Origin of the sequence: Hathewaya proteolytica DSM 3090 (genome assembly GCF_900142225.1) — a bacterium.
Taxonomy (GTDB): domain Bacteria; phylum Bacillota; class Clostridia; order Clostridiales; family Clostridiaceae; genus Hathewaya; species Hathewaya proteolytica.
Genome location: NZ_FRAD01000005.1, coordinates 91,803 through 107,078 on the forward strand (window position 1 = coordinate 91,803; position 15,276 = coordinate 107,078).

At 34.4% G+C, this 15,276-nt stretch carries 13 protein-coding genes; 3 read left to right on the plus strand and 10 right to left on the minus strand.

From position 1 onward, the window contains the following. Positions 1 to 45: 45 nt before the first annotated feature. From BUA73_RS03215 to mraZ, 4 genes are all read right to left on the minus strand, one after another. Positions 46 to 2,241 carry a stage V sporulation protein D gene (locus BUA73_RS03215; protein WP_423230379.1) on the minus strand — a complete coding sequence of 732 codons (2,196 nt, stop codon included), beginning with the start codon at positions 2,239 to 2,241 and terminating at the stop codon, positions 46 to 48. A 15-nt stretch (positions 2,242 to 2,256) separates the two neighbouring features. Further along, on the minus strand, positions 2,257 to 2,742 hold the full coding sequence (locus tag BUA73_RS03220; RefSeq protein ID WP_072902303.1) for a hypothetical protein: 486 nt from the start codon (positions 2,740 to 2,742) through the stop codon (positions 2,257 to 2,259). Positions 2,743 to 2,841: 99 nt separating this feature from the next. Beyond that, complete coding sequence (rsmH, locus tag BUA73_RS03225) at positions 2,842 to 3,774, minus strand: 16S rRNA (cytosine(1402)-N(4))-methyltransferase RsmH (protein ID WP_072902305.1); 933 nt, start codon at positions 3,772 to 3,774, stop codon at positions 2,842 to 2,844. 19 nt (positions 3,775 to 3,793) lie between these two features. Beyond that, positions 3,794 to 4,225 carry a division/cell wall cluster transcriptional repressor MraZ gene (gene mraZ / locus BUA73_RS03230; protein WP_072902307.1) on the minus strand — a complete coding sequence of 144 codons (432 nt, stop codon included), beginning with the start codon at positions 4,223 to 4,225 and terminating at the stop codon, positions 3,794 to 3,796. Between the two features lie 232 nt (positions 4,226 to 4,457). On the opposite strand from mraZ, the gene ychF reads away from it, so the two are divergent. Further along, positions 4,458 to 5,555 carry a redox-regulated ATPase YchF gene (gene ychF, locus BUA73_RS03235; RefSeq protein ID WP_072902309.1) on the plus strand — a complete coding sequence of 366 codons (1,098 nt, stop codon included), beginning with the start codon at positions 4,458 to 4,460 and terminating at the stop codon, positions 5,553 to 5,555. 63 nt (positions 5,556 to 5,618) lie between these two features. Here the strand turns inward: ychF and BUA73_RS03240 are convergent, their stop codons facing one another. Next, positions 5,619 to 7,913 (minus strand): AAA family ATPase, encoded by a 2,295-nt coding sequence (locus BUA73_RS03240; protein ID WP_072902312.1) that lies wholly within the window; start codon positions 7,911 to 7,913, stop codon positions 5,619 to 5,621. A gap of 161 nt (positions 7,914 to 8,074) precedes the next feature. Between BUA73_RS03240 and BUA73_RS03245 the strand changes: the two genes are divergently transcribed. Continuing rightward, positions 8,075 to 8,491, plus strand: coding sequence for a hypothetical protein (locus BUA73_RS03245; protein ID WP_072902314.1), 417 nt, complete (start codon positions 8,075 to 8,077; stop codon positions 8,489 to 8,491). Between the two features lie 49 nt (positions 8,492 to 8,540). Here the strand turns inward: BUA73_RS03245 and BUA73_RS03250 are convergent, their stop codons facing one another. After that, positions 8,541 to 11,096, minus strand: a complete 2,556-nt coding sequence (locus BUA73_RS03250) for a calcium-translocating P-type ATPase, PMCA-type (RefSeq protein ID WP_072902316.1) — start codon at positions 11,094 to 11,096, stop codon at positions 8,541 to 8,543. A 209-nt stretch (positions 11,097 to 11,305) separates the two neighbouring features. Between BUA73_RS03250 and BUA73_RS03255 the strand changes: the two genes are divergently transcribed. Beyond that, positions 11,306 to 12,943: a putative manganese-dependent inorganic diphosphatase gene (locus BUA73_RS03255; RefSeq protein ID WP_072902318.1), complete on the plus strand. Its 1,638-nt coding sequence runs from the start codon at positions 11,306 to 11,308 to the stop codon at positions 12,941 to 12,943. 76 nt (positions 12,944 to 13,019) lie between these two features. Here BUA73_RS03255 and flgF read toward each other — a convergent pair whose 3' ends face one another. Genes flgF through BUA73_RS03275 form a run of 4 tightly spaced genes read right to left on the minus strand, consistent with a single transcriptional unit; the run spans position 13,020 to position 15,228 of the window. Further along, positions 13,020 to 13,811 carry a flagellar basal-body rod protein FlgF gene (flgF, locus tag BUA73_RS03260; protein ID WP_072902320.1) on the minus strand — a complete coding sequence of 264 codons (792 nt, stop codon included), beginning with the start codon at positions 13,809 to 13,811 and terminating at the stop codon, positions 13,020 to 13,022. Between the two features lie 16 nt (positions 13,812 to 13,827). Further along, entirely contained in the window at positions 13,828 to 14,595 is a 768-nt protein-coding gene (locus BUA73_RS03265) for a flagellar hook-basal body complex protein (RefSeq protein WP_072902322.1), read from the minus strand. 1 nt (position 14,596) lies between these two features. After that, a complete protein-coding gene (locus BUA73_RS14010; RefSeq protein WP_178139214.1) occupies positions 14,597 to 14,773 on the minus strand; it encodes a hypothetical protein in 177 nt (58 codons plus the stop codon). A gap of 17 nt (positions 14,774 to 14,790) precedes the next feature. Further along, positions 14,791 to 15,228, minus strand: a complete 438-nt coding sequence (locus BUA73_RS03275) for a DUF6115 domain-containing protein (RefSeq protein WP_072902327.1) — start codon at positions 15,226 to 15,228, stop codon at positions 14,791 to 14,793. Positions 15,229 to 15,276: the final 48 nt, after the last annotated feature.

Sequence of the window (15,276 nt, forward strand, 5' to 3'; positions counted from 1 at the left end):
CCGAAGATAAATCATACTAAAAATATCACATTTTTTGTACAATGTCTAGTCGCCGATTATTTCCAACTGAAGATATATGGTTGTTCCTTTCCTTACCTCAGTGCCTTCATCTAAACTTTGAGAAGATACCATACCATCACCTGCAATCCTCACTTTTAATCCAAGATGTTCTAATAGTTTCACTGCTTCCTGTGGATTTAATCCCTTTAGGTTTGGAACAACAACAGTATTGGTAAATTTACTATCAGATGATGCGTAAATTATGATTTCCTTGCCTTCTTTTACGCTAAATCCAGGTTTTGGATTCATATCAGATATATATTCACCCTCTCCCTCTACTTTAGCTTTTACTCCAGCTTCCTTTAAAATCTTTATACCGTCTTTTACAGCTGTACCTCTAACTTCTGGTATTGTAACATCCTTAAGAAGACTCTCCAATCTCTGCTCCTCAGTGGCATCACCCTTTATAGCAAGGTAATTGAAAATATCATTAAAAAGCTGTTTACCCACAGGTGTTGCAATTTGGCCTGCATAGTAGTTTGATGGGTCTGGTTCATCGATGGATATGAGCACACTTATCTGTGGCTTATCCGCTGGTGCCATGGCAGCAAAAGAAGCGATGTATTTTCCCGATCCATATCCTCCACCATTTTCATTTATTTTTTGAGCAGTACCAGTTTTTCCAGCAATATGGTAGCCTTGTATGAAAGCCTTCTTTCCTCCACCTTCAGCAATAACGCTTTCCAAGTGCATTCTCAATTCTTTCATTATATTAGGATCCAAAATGGATTTTGCGTTTTTATCCTCATATTTCAAATCTGTTATCAATTCATTTTTATCATTGTAATGGCTTATTTCCTTCATCAAATGAGGTGTTACTAAGTTTCCACCATTGGCAATGGCATTAAATGCCTTTAAATACTGAATAGGTGATAAAGTATTGGTTTGTCCAAAGGAAATTGTAGCTAAATCCGTTTCTGTAACATCTTTTGCATTTTTAATTATTCCAGAAGCTTCACCATTTAAATCAATTCCCGTTCTGCTTCCTAAACCGAACAGCTTTATATACTCAGTAAGCTTTTCAGCCCCTAGTCTTTTTCCAAGCTCCATAAACCCAACATTGCAAGAGTTCTGCAGTATTTGTGGGAAGGTTTGTGTTCCGTGGCCCGATGTCTTCCAACAATGAATCTTTCTTTTTCCAATGGTCAAAGAACCATTGCAGTGGAAAGTATCAGAGCTCTTTACTTTTCCCTCTGACATAGCTGCCGTAGCAGTTACTACTTTAAAAATAGATCCTGGTTCAAAAGTATCACTTACCGCTCTATTTCTCCAAATTTTTTGGTTTTCATCTAAACTTAAATCGTTATTATATGGCTCATTAGGATTATAATCTGGCTTGTTCACCATTGCCAATATCTCACCATTATTAGGATTGGAAACTATTATACTAATAGCTCTTGCCTTATTGTCACTTAAAGCTTGTTCTGCTGCTTTTTCGGCGAAATACTGTATGTTTTCATCTATGGTTAAAACAACATTTTTCCCATCTACAGGCTCCACATAGTCAGAAATTATATAAGGTAAATCCTTAGAATTTCTGTCCATTTCAGCAATTTTTATACCTGGTATGCCTGAAAGATATTTATTGTACACTTTTTCAATTCCCATGAGTCCATCGCCATCTGAATTGGTATTTCCTAATACATGGGCTAGGAAATTGTTGTTTGGATAATATCTTTTTGTATCTGGAGATATTATAAATCCGTAGTAGCCCTTTTCATCAAGAAACGCTTTAATCCTATCCTTCTCCACGCTCTCCATTCTTCTCATGAGAATGGCATTACCTTTTAATTTTCCATTGGGTAAGGGATCGATTATCTGTTTTTTTACCCAAGCCTCATCCTTTCCAAGTACCTTTGAAAGCTCTGGAACAATAGATGAAATATTTATTTTTTTTGTCTTTAAATCCTCTCTTAAAGTGTTAAGATCTACATCTAACCTGTATACATTTGCACTTATGGCAAGTTCTTTCCCATTTCTATCTAAAATCTTGCCTCTTTTTGCCGCGATTTTTACTTCACTAGTCCACTGGTTCACTGCCCTTTCTTTTAAGTCTTTTCCTTGGAACACCATGACATATGTAAGCCTTATGGATAAAAGTATAAATACAGCTGTAAAGCCTAGAGTTATAAAAGCTCCTCTTTTTCTAACAAAAATTTTATCTCTGTATTTGCCTTTCAATACTATGACCTCCGATTAAAAAAGATACTTTAAAATCCTATCCAGTATAGTAGTGTTTTTATTAGAGTTGCTATTTACCTCTGCAAAGTTATTTTTACTTAAATCATAATAATATGTATTAGCTATCCTAGGCTCCTTCATACCATATTCTGTTTTAGCCTTGGCATCTATTTCGTTTATATTGTCATGTTTAAGTAAAGCAACCTTTAACTCGTCACTATTACACTTTACCTTTGTTATCTCACTTTTTAAATTTATTATCTGTTTTTGGGTAGAATAAATAATAGAATATCTCACCATAATAGTCATGGCAACAAGGAAAAATACTGAAAGACCTTTTATCATATTCATTCTTTTTATATTTTGTTTTTGTCTTTTGTTTTTATAGTTTTCTTTTTTAAATTCCTTTAAACTATCAACTTTTTTCTTCTGTTCTCTTAATACTTCCTCTTTTAATACTTCACTTCCACTAATATAGTTTTTCTGCCTTTCCACTATCACTTTATTCACCCTTTCTGTAATTTAGAACTAATAATATATTACAACCTCTTACAACCTCTTAGGTACATAGAGTACATATATGTGTCATTATTTATCTAATTATAATTTCTCTGCGATTCTTAGCTTTGCACTTAAGCTTCTCTTATTCTGACTCTTTTCTTCTTCTGAAGGCTCCAAAGGTTTTCGTGTAATAACCTTGAGTACAGGTTTCTTTCCACATATGCATATAGGAAAAGAGCTGGGGCAAGTACATGGATTTTCCAGCTGCCTAAATTTATTCTTTACGATCCTATCTTCTAAAGAATGGAAAGTTATAATGGCTATTCTTCCACCAGGCTTTAGACAGCTCACCGCATCCTCTATGGCTTGATTTAAAATGGCAAGTTCACCATTTACCTCTATTCTAATAGCTTGAAAAGTTCTTTTAGCCGGATGTCCACCTTCCCTTTGGTTTTTCATTGGGATAGATTTTCTTATTATCTCTACCAATTCAAAAGTTGTCTCAATAGCCTTTATTTCTCTTGCCTTTACAATATTAGATGCTATTCTTCTTGCAAACCTTTCTTCCCCATATTCCTTTATAACTCTAATAATTTCTTCTTCACTATACCTATTTACCACATCGTAAGCAGAAAACTCGCTATTTCTGTCCATTCTCATATCAAGTTTAGCATCCTGCATATAGCTAAAGCCTCGCTGCCCATTGTCCAACTGATATGAAGAAACTCCAAGGTCCATCATTATTCCATCTATGCTTTCAATGTCTAACTCCTTCAAAATATATTTTATTTCTCTAAAATTGTTATGCACATACTTTACATTTTTATAGTCCTTAAGTCTTTCCCCTGCTGCCTTTAATGCTTCAGTATCCTGGTCAATGCCTATTAATAATCCATCTTCCCCTATTTGCTTTACTATTTCACTAGAGTGTCCTGCACCTCCCATGGTGCCATCCACATAAATTCCTCCACTTTTTATATTTAATCCATCTATTGTCTCCTCTAACAAAACTGATACGTGTTTAAAATCCATTAAAATCCTCCTGCCTTCTTTATAAAAAGCCCAGTTCGCTCATATTTTCTGCAATATCATCAAAATCTATATTTTCTTCGTTATACTTCTTCCAATTTTCTAAAGACCATATTTCAATTCTACTAGAAACACCTATGCTTACTATTTCCTTTTCAATAGATGCGTATTCCAATAAATTTGAAGGGATAAGAACTCTTCCCTGTTTGTCCATCTCACCTTCACAGGCACCTGCAAGAAAAAACCTAGAAAAAGCTCGTGCATTCTTGTTTGTAAGTGGCAAGGTTTTAAGCTTATTTTCAAATATGTCCCATTCCTCTCGGGTATAAACGTAGAGACATCCATCCAATCCTTTTGTAAAAATAAAAGAACTTCCTAAATCCTCGCGAAATTTTGAAGGTATTACTATTCTATTTTTGGAATCTATGGCATGATTGTATTCACCAATGAACATTTTAACACCTCTTTTAACTATTTCGCTCCACTTTGAACCACTTTAAACCACCTTATATTATTATTCTACATTAATCTCATTTTCCCTTCAACTATTATATAAATTTAAATTTATTTTAAACAAAAGTGAAATTAAATTATGCTTAACATATTTAAATATTATGCTATAATACAATTAGGCTTTTTATTAGCTGAATACACAATAAACTGTAGCGAAAGGATTGTTTATATATATGAAATTAGGAATAGTAGGTTTGCCAAACGTTGGAAAAAGCACATTGTTTAATGCTATAACAAAAGCAGGAGCAGAATCTGCCAACTACCCATTCTGTACCATAGACCCAAACATTGGTGTAGTAAGCGTACCAGACGAAAGATTAGATGTTTTAGAAAAGATGTATAATTCAAGAAAAAAAGTACATACAGCCATAGAATTTTATGATATAGCAGGACTAGTAAAGGGCGCTAGTAAGGGAGAGGGCCTAGGAAATAAATTTCTTTCTCACATAAGGGAAGTTGAAGCCATCGTCCACGTTGTTAGATGCTTTAATGACGAAAACATCGTCCACGTAGAGGGTTCAGTGGATCCTATAAGAGATATAGAAACCATTAACCTTGAACTTATCCTGTCTGACATGGAGATTCTGGATAGAAGAATTGAGAAGACTGCAAAACTAGCCCACTCTGGAGACAAAGAAGCAAGAGTGCAGATAGAAATTCTCAATAGGATAAAAGAAACTTTAGAATCTGAAAAGCCCGTTAGAAGCATGGAATTTACAGAAGAAGAAGAGCTTTTTGTAAAAACATTGACTCTTCTTACTTATAAGCCTGTTTTATATGCAGCTAACATAGCTGAAGACGACCTTACATCTGGAAATATTGAAAACGATTTTGTTAAAACAGTGAAGGAATATGCAAAAAAAGAAAACTCCGAAGTCATAGTAGTTTGCGCTAGATTAGAAGAAGAGTTATCCACATTGCCAGATGATGAAAAAATGGAAATGCTTGATGAATACGGTCTTAAAACATCAGGACTTGATAAGCTTATTCAGTGTAGCTACAAATTACTAGGCCTTATGAGCTTTCTAACAGCCGGAGAGCAGGAAGTAAGAGCTTGGACAATTAAAATAGGAACAAAAGCTCCTAAAGCAGCTGGAAAAATCCACTCTGATATAGAAAGAGGTTTTATAAGAGCAGAAATAGTTTCTTATGATAAACTTGTGGAATGTGGCTCAGAAGTAGCTGCAAAAGAAAAGGGCTTCTTCAGATTGGAAGGCAAAGAGTACATCATGCAAGATGGAGACGTAGTAAACTTTAGATTTAATGTTTAATATTCAAACAAATAGAGCTAGTAATTATGATATTTATTATAATCACCAGCTCTTCTTTATTTTTTAATATTTGTTTTTTTCTTTTTTGTCGTATTTTTTTATTTCCTTTTGCATCTCTTCTATAAAATCATAACTACGAAAATTAATTTCATCCTTATCTAGCATTAAGTCTACAGCATCCTGAAATCTTTCCATGGTGTATATTGAAAATTCATTTTTTCTCACGGCTTCCTCAACTTCTCTATTCAATACTATATTTTTTATATTTCCCCTTGGAATTAAAATTCCGCACTTCTCTCCACCTTTTATCTTTGAAGTATTGTAATACCCTTCAATTTTTTCATTAATTCCGCCCACCACCTGAACTTCTCCTAACTGATTAATGGAGCCTGTTACAGCTATGCTCTGTTTTAAAGGTACCTTCAAAAAACTAGACACTATAACAAGAGCCTCTGCCACTGAAGCGCTGTCACCTTCAACCATGCCATAAACTTGTTCAAAGCTAATGTTAAAATCCACAGGAATACCATTGTAGTTTCCTATAAGTGCATTTAAAAATCCTCTCAATATACCAAGGCTCTTATTGTGGATTTTCCCACTAAGACTTGTTTCCCTTTGCACATCTATAATATTTCCTCTTCCCTTGCAACAAGTACAAGTGATTCTAACCGGCCTTCCGATGCTACAATAGCCCAAGTCAATAACAGATATACCATTGATCTGCCCAACCTTACTTCCTTGAACATTTAAGAGTACATTATTCTCCTTAAAACTATTCAAAATTTCTTTTTCCACTTGAGTTTTCTTCAAGAGCCCACAGTATAAATCCTCACATTCTATTGCCTCTTTTTTTCTATACTTTGCACTAATGTTAGCTGCACAGAGTAAATCTTTAATTTTACCTCTATCAAACACAAATTTGTACCTATTATCACTTTCCCTGCACAACATCCTTATGAGCTCTTGGTAACCTTCCTCCTTTAACTCTAGGCAGTTGTTGCTTCTTCCAATATACCTGATGCTAGATACTAACTCCTGCCTAAACTCTCCGTCTATCTCTATATTCTGCTGTGATTCTAGCGTAATTTTAAAGATTTGGCCAAATTCCTCATCTATTTTGTGCATCATATAAAAATACTTTTCTTCCCCAATTAAAATCACATTTACATCCACAGCAATGTCTTCACATTTAGGTTTTGGCATTTGAAAGATATTTGTTAGCACATCATCTCTGTTAAAACACGTAGCCCTATGCCTCAGTACCTTTTTAAGATAATTATAACAAGTAGGCTCTTTTAGTAATTCTGTAATGGGTACAATGAGAAAACCACCATTAGCTTTCAACAGACTTCCCGCTTGTATTTCGTACTGGTATTCCTGTTTGTTTTCTTTCCACGAAGTCTTTGGCCTCATATATCCAAAAAGGTTCTCGTAAGATGGTTTATCTTCGTACACTATGGGCGTGTTCCCATCTTTATTGTCCACAATTACATCTATGCAATACATATTCAGTATTTGGATGACAGCCTCCTCATCAACTAAAGTGTTTTCATCTATCTCACTTACAATATATTCTCGTATATTTTCGTTAATATACTGTAGAAAGGTCCAAGTTCTATTGCCAATGGATTGTTTTGATTCCTGAAGAGTCCTATTGATTTCAGTATTCAAAAAGTGAATAAATTTGTTTTTAATCATATTTCTGTACTCAGTGTTTAGATCAGAAATACTTGCAAGAGATGTCATAGCCTTATTTTTCATATATTTTATATTTTCCATTATCACATATCTATCATTAAAGGAAAGCCTTTCAAATCCCTCTTCAGTTATTTTTTCACCATTTACTATAGGAATAAAATTGAAAGTATTGTGCTTATAATCTATTTCCAGCCCTCTCTCTTTTGCCATGCTTCTTATGCTTTCAATTATTTCATCTTTTTTTCTTATTAACCGCTGAATATCCTCGTCTTCCATATAACTTTCTGTATTATTTTGAAAAGTCAGCAAAGAAATTCCGTAGGCGTTCTTCAGTTCCTCCACCGCGGACTTCAACCTTGCCCCATCCCCCCAAGGCAAAAAATAGGGCTTTCTTATACCTTCTTCATTGTATATTACAATGTCTTCCGCCTCTCTTTTATAAGACTTTTCCTTTAAATATTTACAAAAATTCTTTATAGAAAATTCATCAAATTTACCCCATATGCCGTAACTATAATCATTTTTACAACTTATAAAGGGTTTTATACTTCTATATATATTTACCATTTCTATTGGGTTATCTTCATTAATTTCATCTAATTTTATATTGTCTAATGAAAACTTAAACTTTACCTCTTCATATTCCAATTTTTTAATCATACCCAACCTTCTTTGCTAAAGTTTTATACTATATAATACTATTCAACTTAACACTTTTCGGTACATTTCATTGAAAAATACGTACTTGTTATATAGAACAACTTAATATATAATAAAACTTAGTTATTATAATATAGGATTTTAGAAAAGGAGCATTAAATATGGGATTTAAAGATAATTTAAAACAGCAATCAGCGGAGATGTTTTACAACAAAAACAAAGACAGATTAACTCAAATACAAGGAAAAGCCTTATCAGTAAAGATAGAAGAAAAAAGCATTCTATGGATTTTACATAAAATAATAGTTACAGTATTAGTGAAACCTGAAAGCTCTAAAAACACCACATTGTGCATCTACAAAAAGAAAAAATGGTTTAAAAAGCCTAAGTTTATTGTTTTAAACCAGGGCAATTCCCTTATCGTTCAAGGATTAAAGACAAAAAATAAAAAAGATAATAAAGAGTACATCGAGATACTAAATATACGCAACAACAACACAAAAACCTTCCTTCATCCCGTTGAAGGTGGAGACAATATAAAGGTTCAAAAAGTAAGACAAAACCCAAAATTTAAATAAAAAAATCAGGCAATGCTGTGGTTCTTTATCCCATCAGCATTGCCCTTTTTTACTTATCTGTAAACAAAAGAGAAACATTGTTTATGACGAAAATTATGCAGGAGAAAAATAAAACAATACACCATTGAGCAAAGGATAGCGCCACAGTATGGAAAATACCTTGGAAAAACGGCATATAAAGTATGCATACTAACATTGACATGGAAAGCATCACAGCAAATATAAGATATACATTAGAAAATACATTGATTTTAAAAATAGAATGCCTTTCAGACCTACATTCAAATACATGTAAAAGTTGAGATAATATAAGTGTAGTAAGAGCTAAGGTTCGGCAACTTATAAGATCCATGCCAAAATATCTGCCCGCAATAAATGATAGCACTGTGCACACCCCGATAAGCACACCTCTAATAATTATCTTTTCCTTCAATCCATTTGCAAATATGCTTTCTGTTTTTCCTCTCGGTTTACCTTGCATGATATCATCATCTGCCGGATCTACACCCAGTGCTATGGCTGGCAATCCATCTGTCACTAGATTTACAAATAAAATCTGTATTGGAAGAAGGGGAGTTGGCAAGTAAAACAAAGAAGCCAAAAACATGGTGAGAACCTCTCCTAAATTGCAAGATAAAAGATACCTTATAAACTTTCTTATGTTGGAATAAATACTTCTGCCCTCTTCAACAGCTGATACTATGGTAGAAAAATTATCATCTAGCAGTATCATGGAGGAAGCTTCTTTAGTTACATCTGTGCCCGTAAGCCCCATGCTCACACCAATATCTGCCTCCTTAACTGCCGGTGCATCATTTACTCCATCACCTGTCATGGACACCACATTTCCATTGTGCTTAAAGGCCCTCACAATTCTCAATTTATGTTCAGGAGTTACTCTTGCAAAAATACTCAGGGTTTTTACCTTTTCGTACAATTCTTCATCCTTTAGTTTATCTAGCTGTTCCCCAGTGCAAACCTCCTCTTCACTTTTGCATATGCCAAGTTCCTTCCCTATGGCTGTGGCAGTATTTTTGTGATCTCCTGTTATCATAACCACCTTTATACCAGCTAGCTTGCATTTATCTACAGAACTTTTTGCCTCTTTCCTTGGAGGGTCTATTATCCCCGCCATACCCAAGAAGACTAAGTTCTCTTCTACAGAGGAATTATTTTTTATGTTGCTATCTTTATACGCCGCTGCAATACACCTTAACGCATTGTCAGCCATTTTATCCATCTCTCTTTGGATAATTTCCTTCTTTCTGCTATCAAAAAGTACTTTTTCACCATTTATCATTACGTATCTGCATCTTTTTAATATTCTTTCAGGTGCACCCTTTATATACGCTGTATCCATTCCATTTTCTCTTATAACAACAGACATCATTTTTCTATCGGAATCGAATGGAATACTGTAAATCCTTTTACCCTGTTTTTTAAACTCCTCCACATCCTTTGTATTATTAAAGAATGCTTTTATTAGAGCCGTCTCTGTTGGATCACCCATGAGCCCCTTATTAATGTCCTTAATTTTTACGTTACAAGTACAATCATTGCAATATACGAAAGCTTTTTTCAAAAGTGTAACAGAAGATAAATTATCTGAAGCACCGTATTTTTTTCCGTTATAATACAATTCTTTTACAGTCATATTGTTTTCTGTCAATGTACCTGTTTTGTCACTGCATATTACAGAGGTACACCCAAGGGTCTCCACAGCAGGAAGTTTTCTAACCAAGGCTTTTCGCTTCAGCATTTTTGATACACCAATGGCTAAGGCAATGGTAACTATAGCTGCCAATCCTTCTGGTATTGCAGCCACAGCAAGACTTACCCCCAACATGAACATATCTGTGGGGTCCTGTCCTCTAATGATCCCCAAGGCCGTTACAATTATACAAATTACAATACACAAAAACACCAAAATTTTCCCCATGGAATTAAGCTTTTTTTTCAAAGGTGAATCATCACTTTCAATGGTGTGAAGCATATTTGCAATTTTTCCCATCTCAGTTTTCATGCCTGTAGAAGCAACCTTAAACTTTCCCTTTCCTTTCAAAACCGTTGTACCCATATATACTTTATTATGATCCTCTTCCCTTGCCTTTTCAACACCAGCAGATTCACCCGTTAGTAAAGATTCATCCACCAAAAGACTGTTGCTTTCAATTATGTATCCGTCGGCCGGCACTCTTACTCCAGCGTCCAAAAGCACAACGTCTCCCCTTACCAGATTTTCAGCATTAATTTGAACAACTTCCCCACTCCTTACTACCTTTGCACTAGGTGATGATAATTTTTTTAAAGCTTCTAGAGATTTCTCAGTTTTAAACTCTTGTATAAAACCCAGTATAGAATTCATAAACACAATAATTAAAATTGTAATGGCATCAGCACTATCTCCCATGATTCCAGATATAATAGTAGCACCAATGAGAATCCATATTATAAAATCATTAAATTGGCTTATGAATATTTTAATTGGAGATATCCTTTTAGAATTGACAATGACATTAGATCCCTCCTCCTTAAGCCTTTTTCTGGCTTCCTCTTCGCTAAGCCCTTCCTCATATGATTCATATTCTATACTATGCGATTGCATAAACATACCCCCTTTAACATTTAATCACATTTTCTATTAATTATATGTTGGGCTGCTATTCAATATGAATTATGGCTAAATGATTTTAATTATCAATGAAATTTGCCTCTTTCCCTTTACAATAATGAAGTTTAACATTAAAATATACTGTGGGTAACTTAAATCCGCAATTAAATAACATAAATAAATATAGATACAAGGAGAACAATATGAAAGACATAATCTACGTAACAGGACATAAAAACCCTGATTCAGACTCAATATGTGCAGCCATTGCCTATGCTGACTTCAAAAACAAAACTAGCGACATACCTGCTATTCCAATAAGACTTGGCAACGTAAGCAGAGAAACAAAGTTTATCCTAGATTACTTCAACGTGGCAGAGCCAAAATTAGTAACTACGGTAAAAACTCAGGTATGTGACCTAGATGTGGACAAAATTCAGCCACTTTCCGCTGAAATATCTTTGAAAAAAGCTTGGGAAGTCATGAAAAATCACTCTAAGAACTCCCTTCCCGTAATTGATGAAAATGATAAACTAACAGGACTTTTATCCCTTTCAAACTTAACAGCTACTTGCATGGATATATGGGATGCAGATATATTAGCACAAAGCAATACAACTATAGACAATATTATTGAAACCCTTTCTGCAACACCTATGTACATAGACAATCCCCTTGAAAGATTAAGTGGGAAAATCGTGGTAGGAGCCATGAGTCCAGAGCATATTTCAGAATTTGTTGATGAAAAAGATATAGTAATATGCGGCGATAGAGAGGACTCACAGACCACCATTGTAGACCAAAAAGCTTCTTTAATGATAATTACAGGCAATCACGAAGTAAGTCAAGATATGGTGGATAAATGCAGAAACAACCATTGTTCAGTCATATTAACACCGTATGATACATTTACCACTGCAAGATTAATAACTCAAAGTATTCCAATTAAATACGTTATGGCAAAGAAAGAACTTGTGAGTTTTAGAGAAAATGATTTTGTAGAAGATGTTCGAGAAAAAATGTTGGAAACTAGATATAGAAATTATCCAGTTGTAGACAAGGACAATAAGGTAATTGGTGTTATATCAAGATATCACCTTATATCAAAAAATCAAAAGAAGATTGTACTTGTAGATCACAATGAGAAATCCCAGTCTGTTCACGGACTAGAAGATGCACAGATATTTGAAATAATTGATCACCATAGAGTAGGAGATATCGAAACTGGTTCTCCAATATACTTTAGAAATGAACCCGTTGGAAGCACATCCACCATTGTGGCATCCATATTTTTCGAAAACGGTTTAAGACCGTCAAAACAAATTGCCGGCATATTGTGTGGTGCCATAATTTCCGATACCCTAATGCTGAAATCGCCAACTTCTACCATGGTGGATAGGATGATTCTAGAAAGATTGGCTGCTATAGCTGGCATCAACCCAGAAACCTTCTCAAAAGAAATGTTCATTGCAGGAACTTCTCTTGAAGGAAAAACTGGTCTTGAAATCTTCAACACAGACTTTAAAAATTTTGCCCTTGGAAGCCTTAAAGTTGGAGTTTCTCAGGTTACAACCATGGACCTTGAAGGTTTTATAAAGAGAAAAGATGAATTTGTAGACCTTATGAATGACATGTGTGAAAAAAATTCCTATGACATCTTAGCCTTGCTAGCTACTGACATAATAGAATCTAATTCCAATGTTATTTGCGTTGGCCCACACATGGAACTAATAAACGAAGCATTCCACGTTACCTTAGAAGAAAACTGTGCCCCACTTCCAGGTGTGGTGTCTCGTAAAAAACAATTTATACCACCACTAAGCAAAGTAATAACAAAGTAATTTATAAAACCCACTGAGAAAATTTATCAGTGGGTTTTTCCATATACAATATTGAATTTTCTAGCGTATACCGTATCTACTTACCTCTCATATTATTTACCATACTCCACATCTCATCTGTTGTTCTAAGTGCTTGAGTGTTCATCTGAAAGGCTCTTTGCGTTATAATCAATTCTGTCATTTCTTCACCTAAGTCCACATTAGACATCTCTAAAAATCCTGATCTTACATTGTAATCGGGATTGTTGATTACATCTACATTTTCTTTTGGCTTAAAGAGATTATCTCCCACTGAAAGCAGAGACTTATTCCCTACAAAATCCACAACTTTAATTTGACCTACGTTTATATCACGGTTTTCATCTTTCAAAAATATATTTCCATCATCATCAATGATAATGTTTTCTCCAGTAACCTTTATACCAGCAGAATTCAAAGATACTTCTTGCCCATCCTTTAGTATAGTAACTTTATATCCGTTGCTATTTACAAGATCCCCGTTTTTATCCACTAAAAAGGAACCATCTCTAGTATAAGCTTTTTCTCCGTTTGATGTGGTGACCTGAAAATATCCTCTTCCATCAATGGCCAAATCCACAGGTCTTCCTGTCTCCTTTAGATCACCCTGTCTATCATTTCTTACCCACTCGTTGGATTTAACTCCAGAACTGTGTTCTAGTTCAGGGTTGTTCCTGTCTACTATGGGATAACCTCTTCTATTCAGTGACTCCTGCAGTAAATCTGAGAATCCCACATCTACTTTTTTGTATCCCGTAGTAGTTACATTTGCCATGTTATTTGAGATGCTGTCCATTTTATTTTGTTGTGCTATAAGACCACTTTTACTCAACCATGTTAATCGATGCATTTATAAAGCCTCCTAATTATAATCTACCTACTTCATTAACTGCCTTACCTAAGGTTTCATCAATGACCTGAACAAGTCTCTGATTAGTTTCGAAGGATCTAGAATTATTCATCATTTCAACTGTTTCCTTTACAACATTAACATTTGATTTTTCGATGTATTTTTGTTTCACCACAGCATTTGTCACAGTAGAAGGATTTTCCCCTTCATATAAATTGTCTCCAACCTTTTTTAGCGACTCATAATTTGGAAAATCAGATATTTCAAGTCTATATCTTTCCACTCCATTTACAGAAATATTGCCTTCAGAAGATAGGTGAATATCCCCACTGTCCAAATTAATTTTTTCTAAATTGCCCGTATATAGATTGTACCCCTTTACAAAATCACCCATATCGTTTACAAGGTACCCGTCTTGGTTGATATTAAAATGCCCATCTCTTGAATAATAAGTATTGCCATTTCTCTCTATATTAAAGAAACCTCTTCCCTGTATGGCCATATCAGTGTTTCTGTCAGTGAGCTGATGTACCCCTTGTGTAAAGTAGGTGCTTACATTGTTTATAGCACTGCCTTTGCTGAGCATACCCAAATCCTGTCGAACATTTTGTCCGTTTTTAACCTTATCATAATTGGATATTAGCACATCCCCAAAATTCTTAACATTCAAACTATCCTGTTTATACCCCACGGTGTTTGCATTGGCGATGTTGTTTGTTATTACGCCTTGTTTTGCTTCACCAACCACCATGCCCGATACTGCAATATACAAGCCTCTTATCATTTTATTTCTCATCTCCCACATTAACTCTTTTATTATTTTCATAGGTCATGCCAAGCTTTAAAGCTCTTTTTTCTACTTCAGCATCGCTTATTTTAATTTGATATTTGCTAGTAAACATTATAATAGTAGTAAGAACTATGCCCAAGCCCAGTCCTAAAAGGAATTTTTTATCTCTCACAATATTCATCAATTCTTTTATTTTGAATTTAAATCTTGTATTAATAATATTTCACCTCTCCCTATGCCCAGTGAAGAACTGATTTCATCCACAGTTTTACCGCTTTCTAGCATATTTATTATGATACTTCTCCTGTTGTTCTCTTCCTTCTCTTCATGTTCTTTATGCTCATGTTTTTTATACTGATGTTCTTTATTATCTTCTTCAGGCAAGGAGACTTTCCCTTCTTTTTTTATAGAATTTATCTCCTCTTGCAGTTGAAAAATGTCCTTTTGTAGATCTAAGATACTCTCCGCCACTTCTTTTCTCAAAATATTTATCTGTCGATTGTCCTTATTTTGATTAGTCATCTCATCCTGGATTATGCTACTAAATGTACCCTTTTCCTTTTTCATTCCCATTAAACTGTATATTATAAGGCATAAACCTACAGCTATTAAAATAACAGCGGTCATTTTCGGCTCCTTTATTTACCCATTTTATTTATTCATTTTATTTATCCA

Bases quoted from the DNA above. Each gene is read 5' to 3' on its own strand.
- BUA73_RS03275 (WP_072902327.1), bottom strand. From the start codon at position 15,228: ATGACCGCTGTTATTTTAATAGCTGTAGGTTTATGCCTTATAATATAC.
- rsmH (WP_072902305.1), bottom strand. From the start codon at position 3,774: ATGGATTTTAAACACGTATCAGTTTTGTTAGAGGAGACAATAGATGGA.
- BUA73_RS03265 (WP_072902322.1), bottom strand. From the start codon at position 14,595: ATGATAAGAGGCTTGTATATTGCAGTATCGGGCATGGTGGTTGGTGAA.
- mraZ (WP_072902307.1), bottom strand. From the start codon at position 4,225: ATGTTCATTGGTGAATACAATCATGCCATAGATTCCAAAAATAGAATA.
- BUA73_RS03255 (WP_072902318.1), top strand. From the start codon at position 11,306: ATGAAAGACATAATCTACGTAACAGGACATAAAAACCCTGATTCAGAC.
- ychF (WP_072902309.1), top strand. From the start codon at position 4,458: ATGAAATTAGGAATAGTAGGTTTGCCAAACGTTGGAAAAAGCACATTG.
- BUA73_RS03250 (WP_072902316.1), bottom strand. From the start codon at position 11,096: ATGCAATCGCATAGTATAGAATATGAATCATATGAGGAAGGGCTTAGC.
- BUA73_RS03240 (WP_072902312.1), bottom strand. From the start codon at position 7,913: ATGATTAAAAAATTGGAATATGAAGAGGTAAAGTTTAAGTTTTCATTA.
- BUA73_RS03245 (WP_072902314.1), top strand. From the start codon at position 8,075: ATGGGATTTAAAGATAATTTAAAACAGCAATCAGCGGAGATGTTTTAC.
- flgF (WP_072902320.1), bottom strand. From the start codon at position 13,811: ATGCATCGATTAACATGGTTGAGTAAAAGTGGTCTTATAGCACAACAA.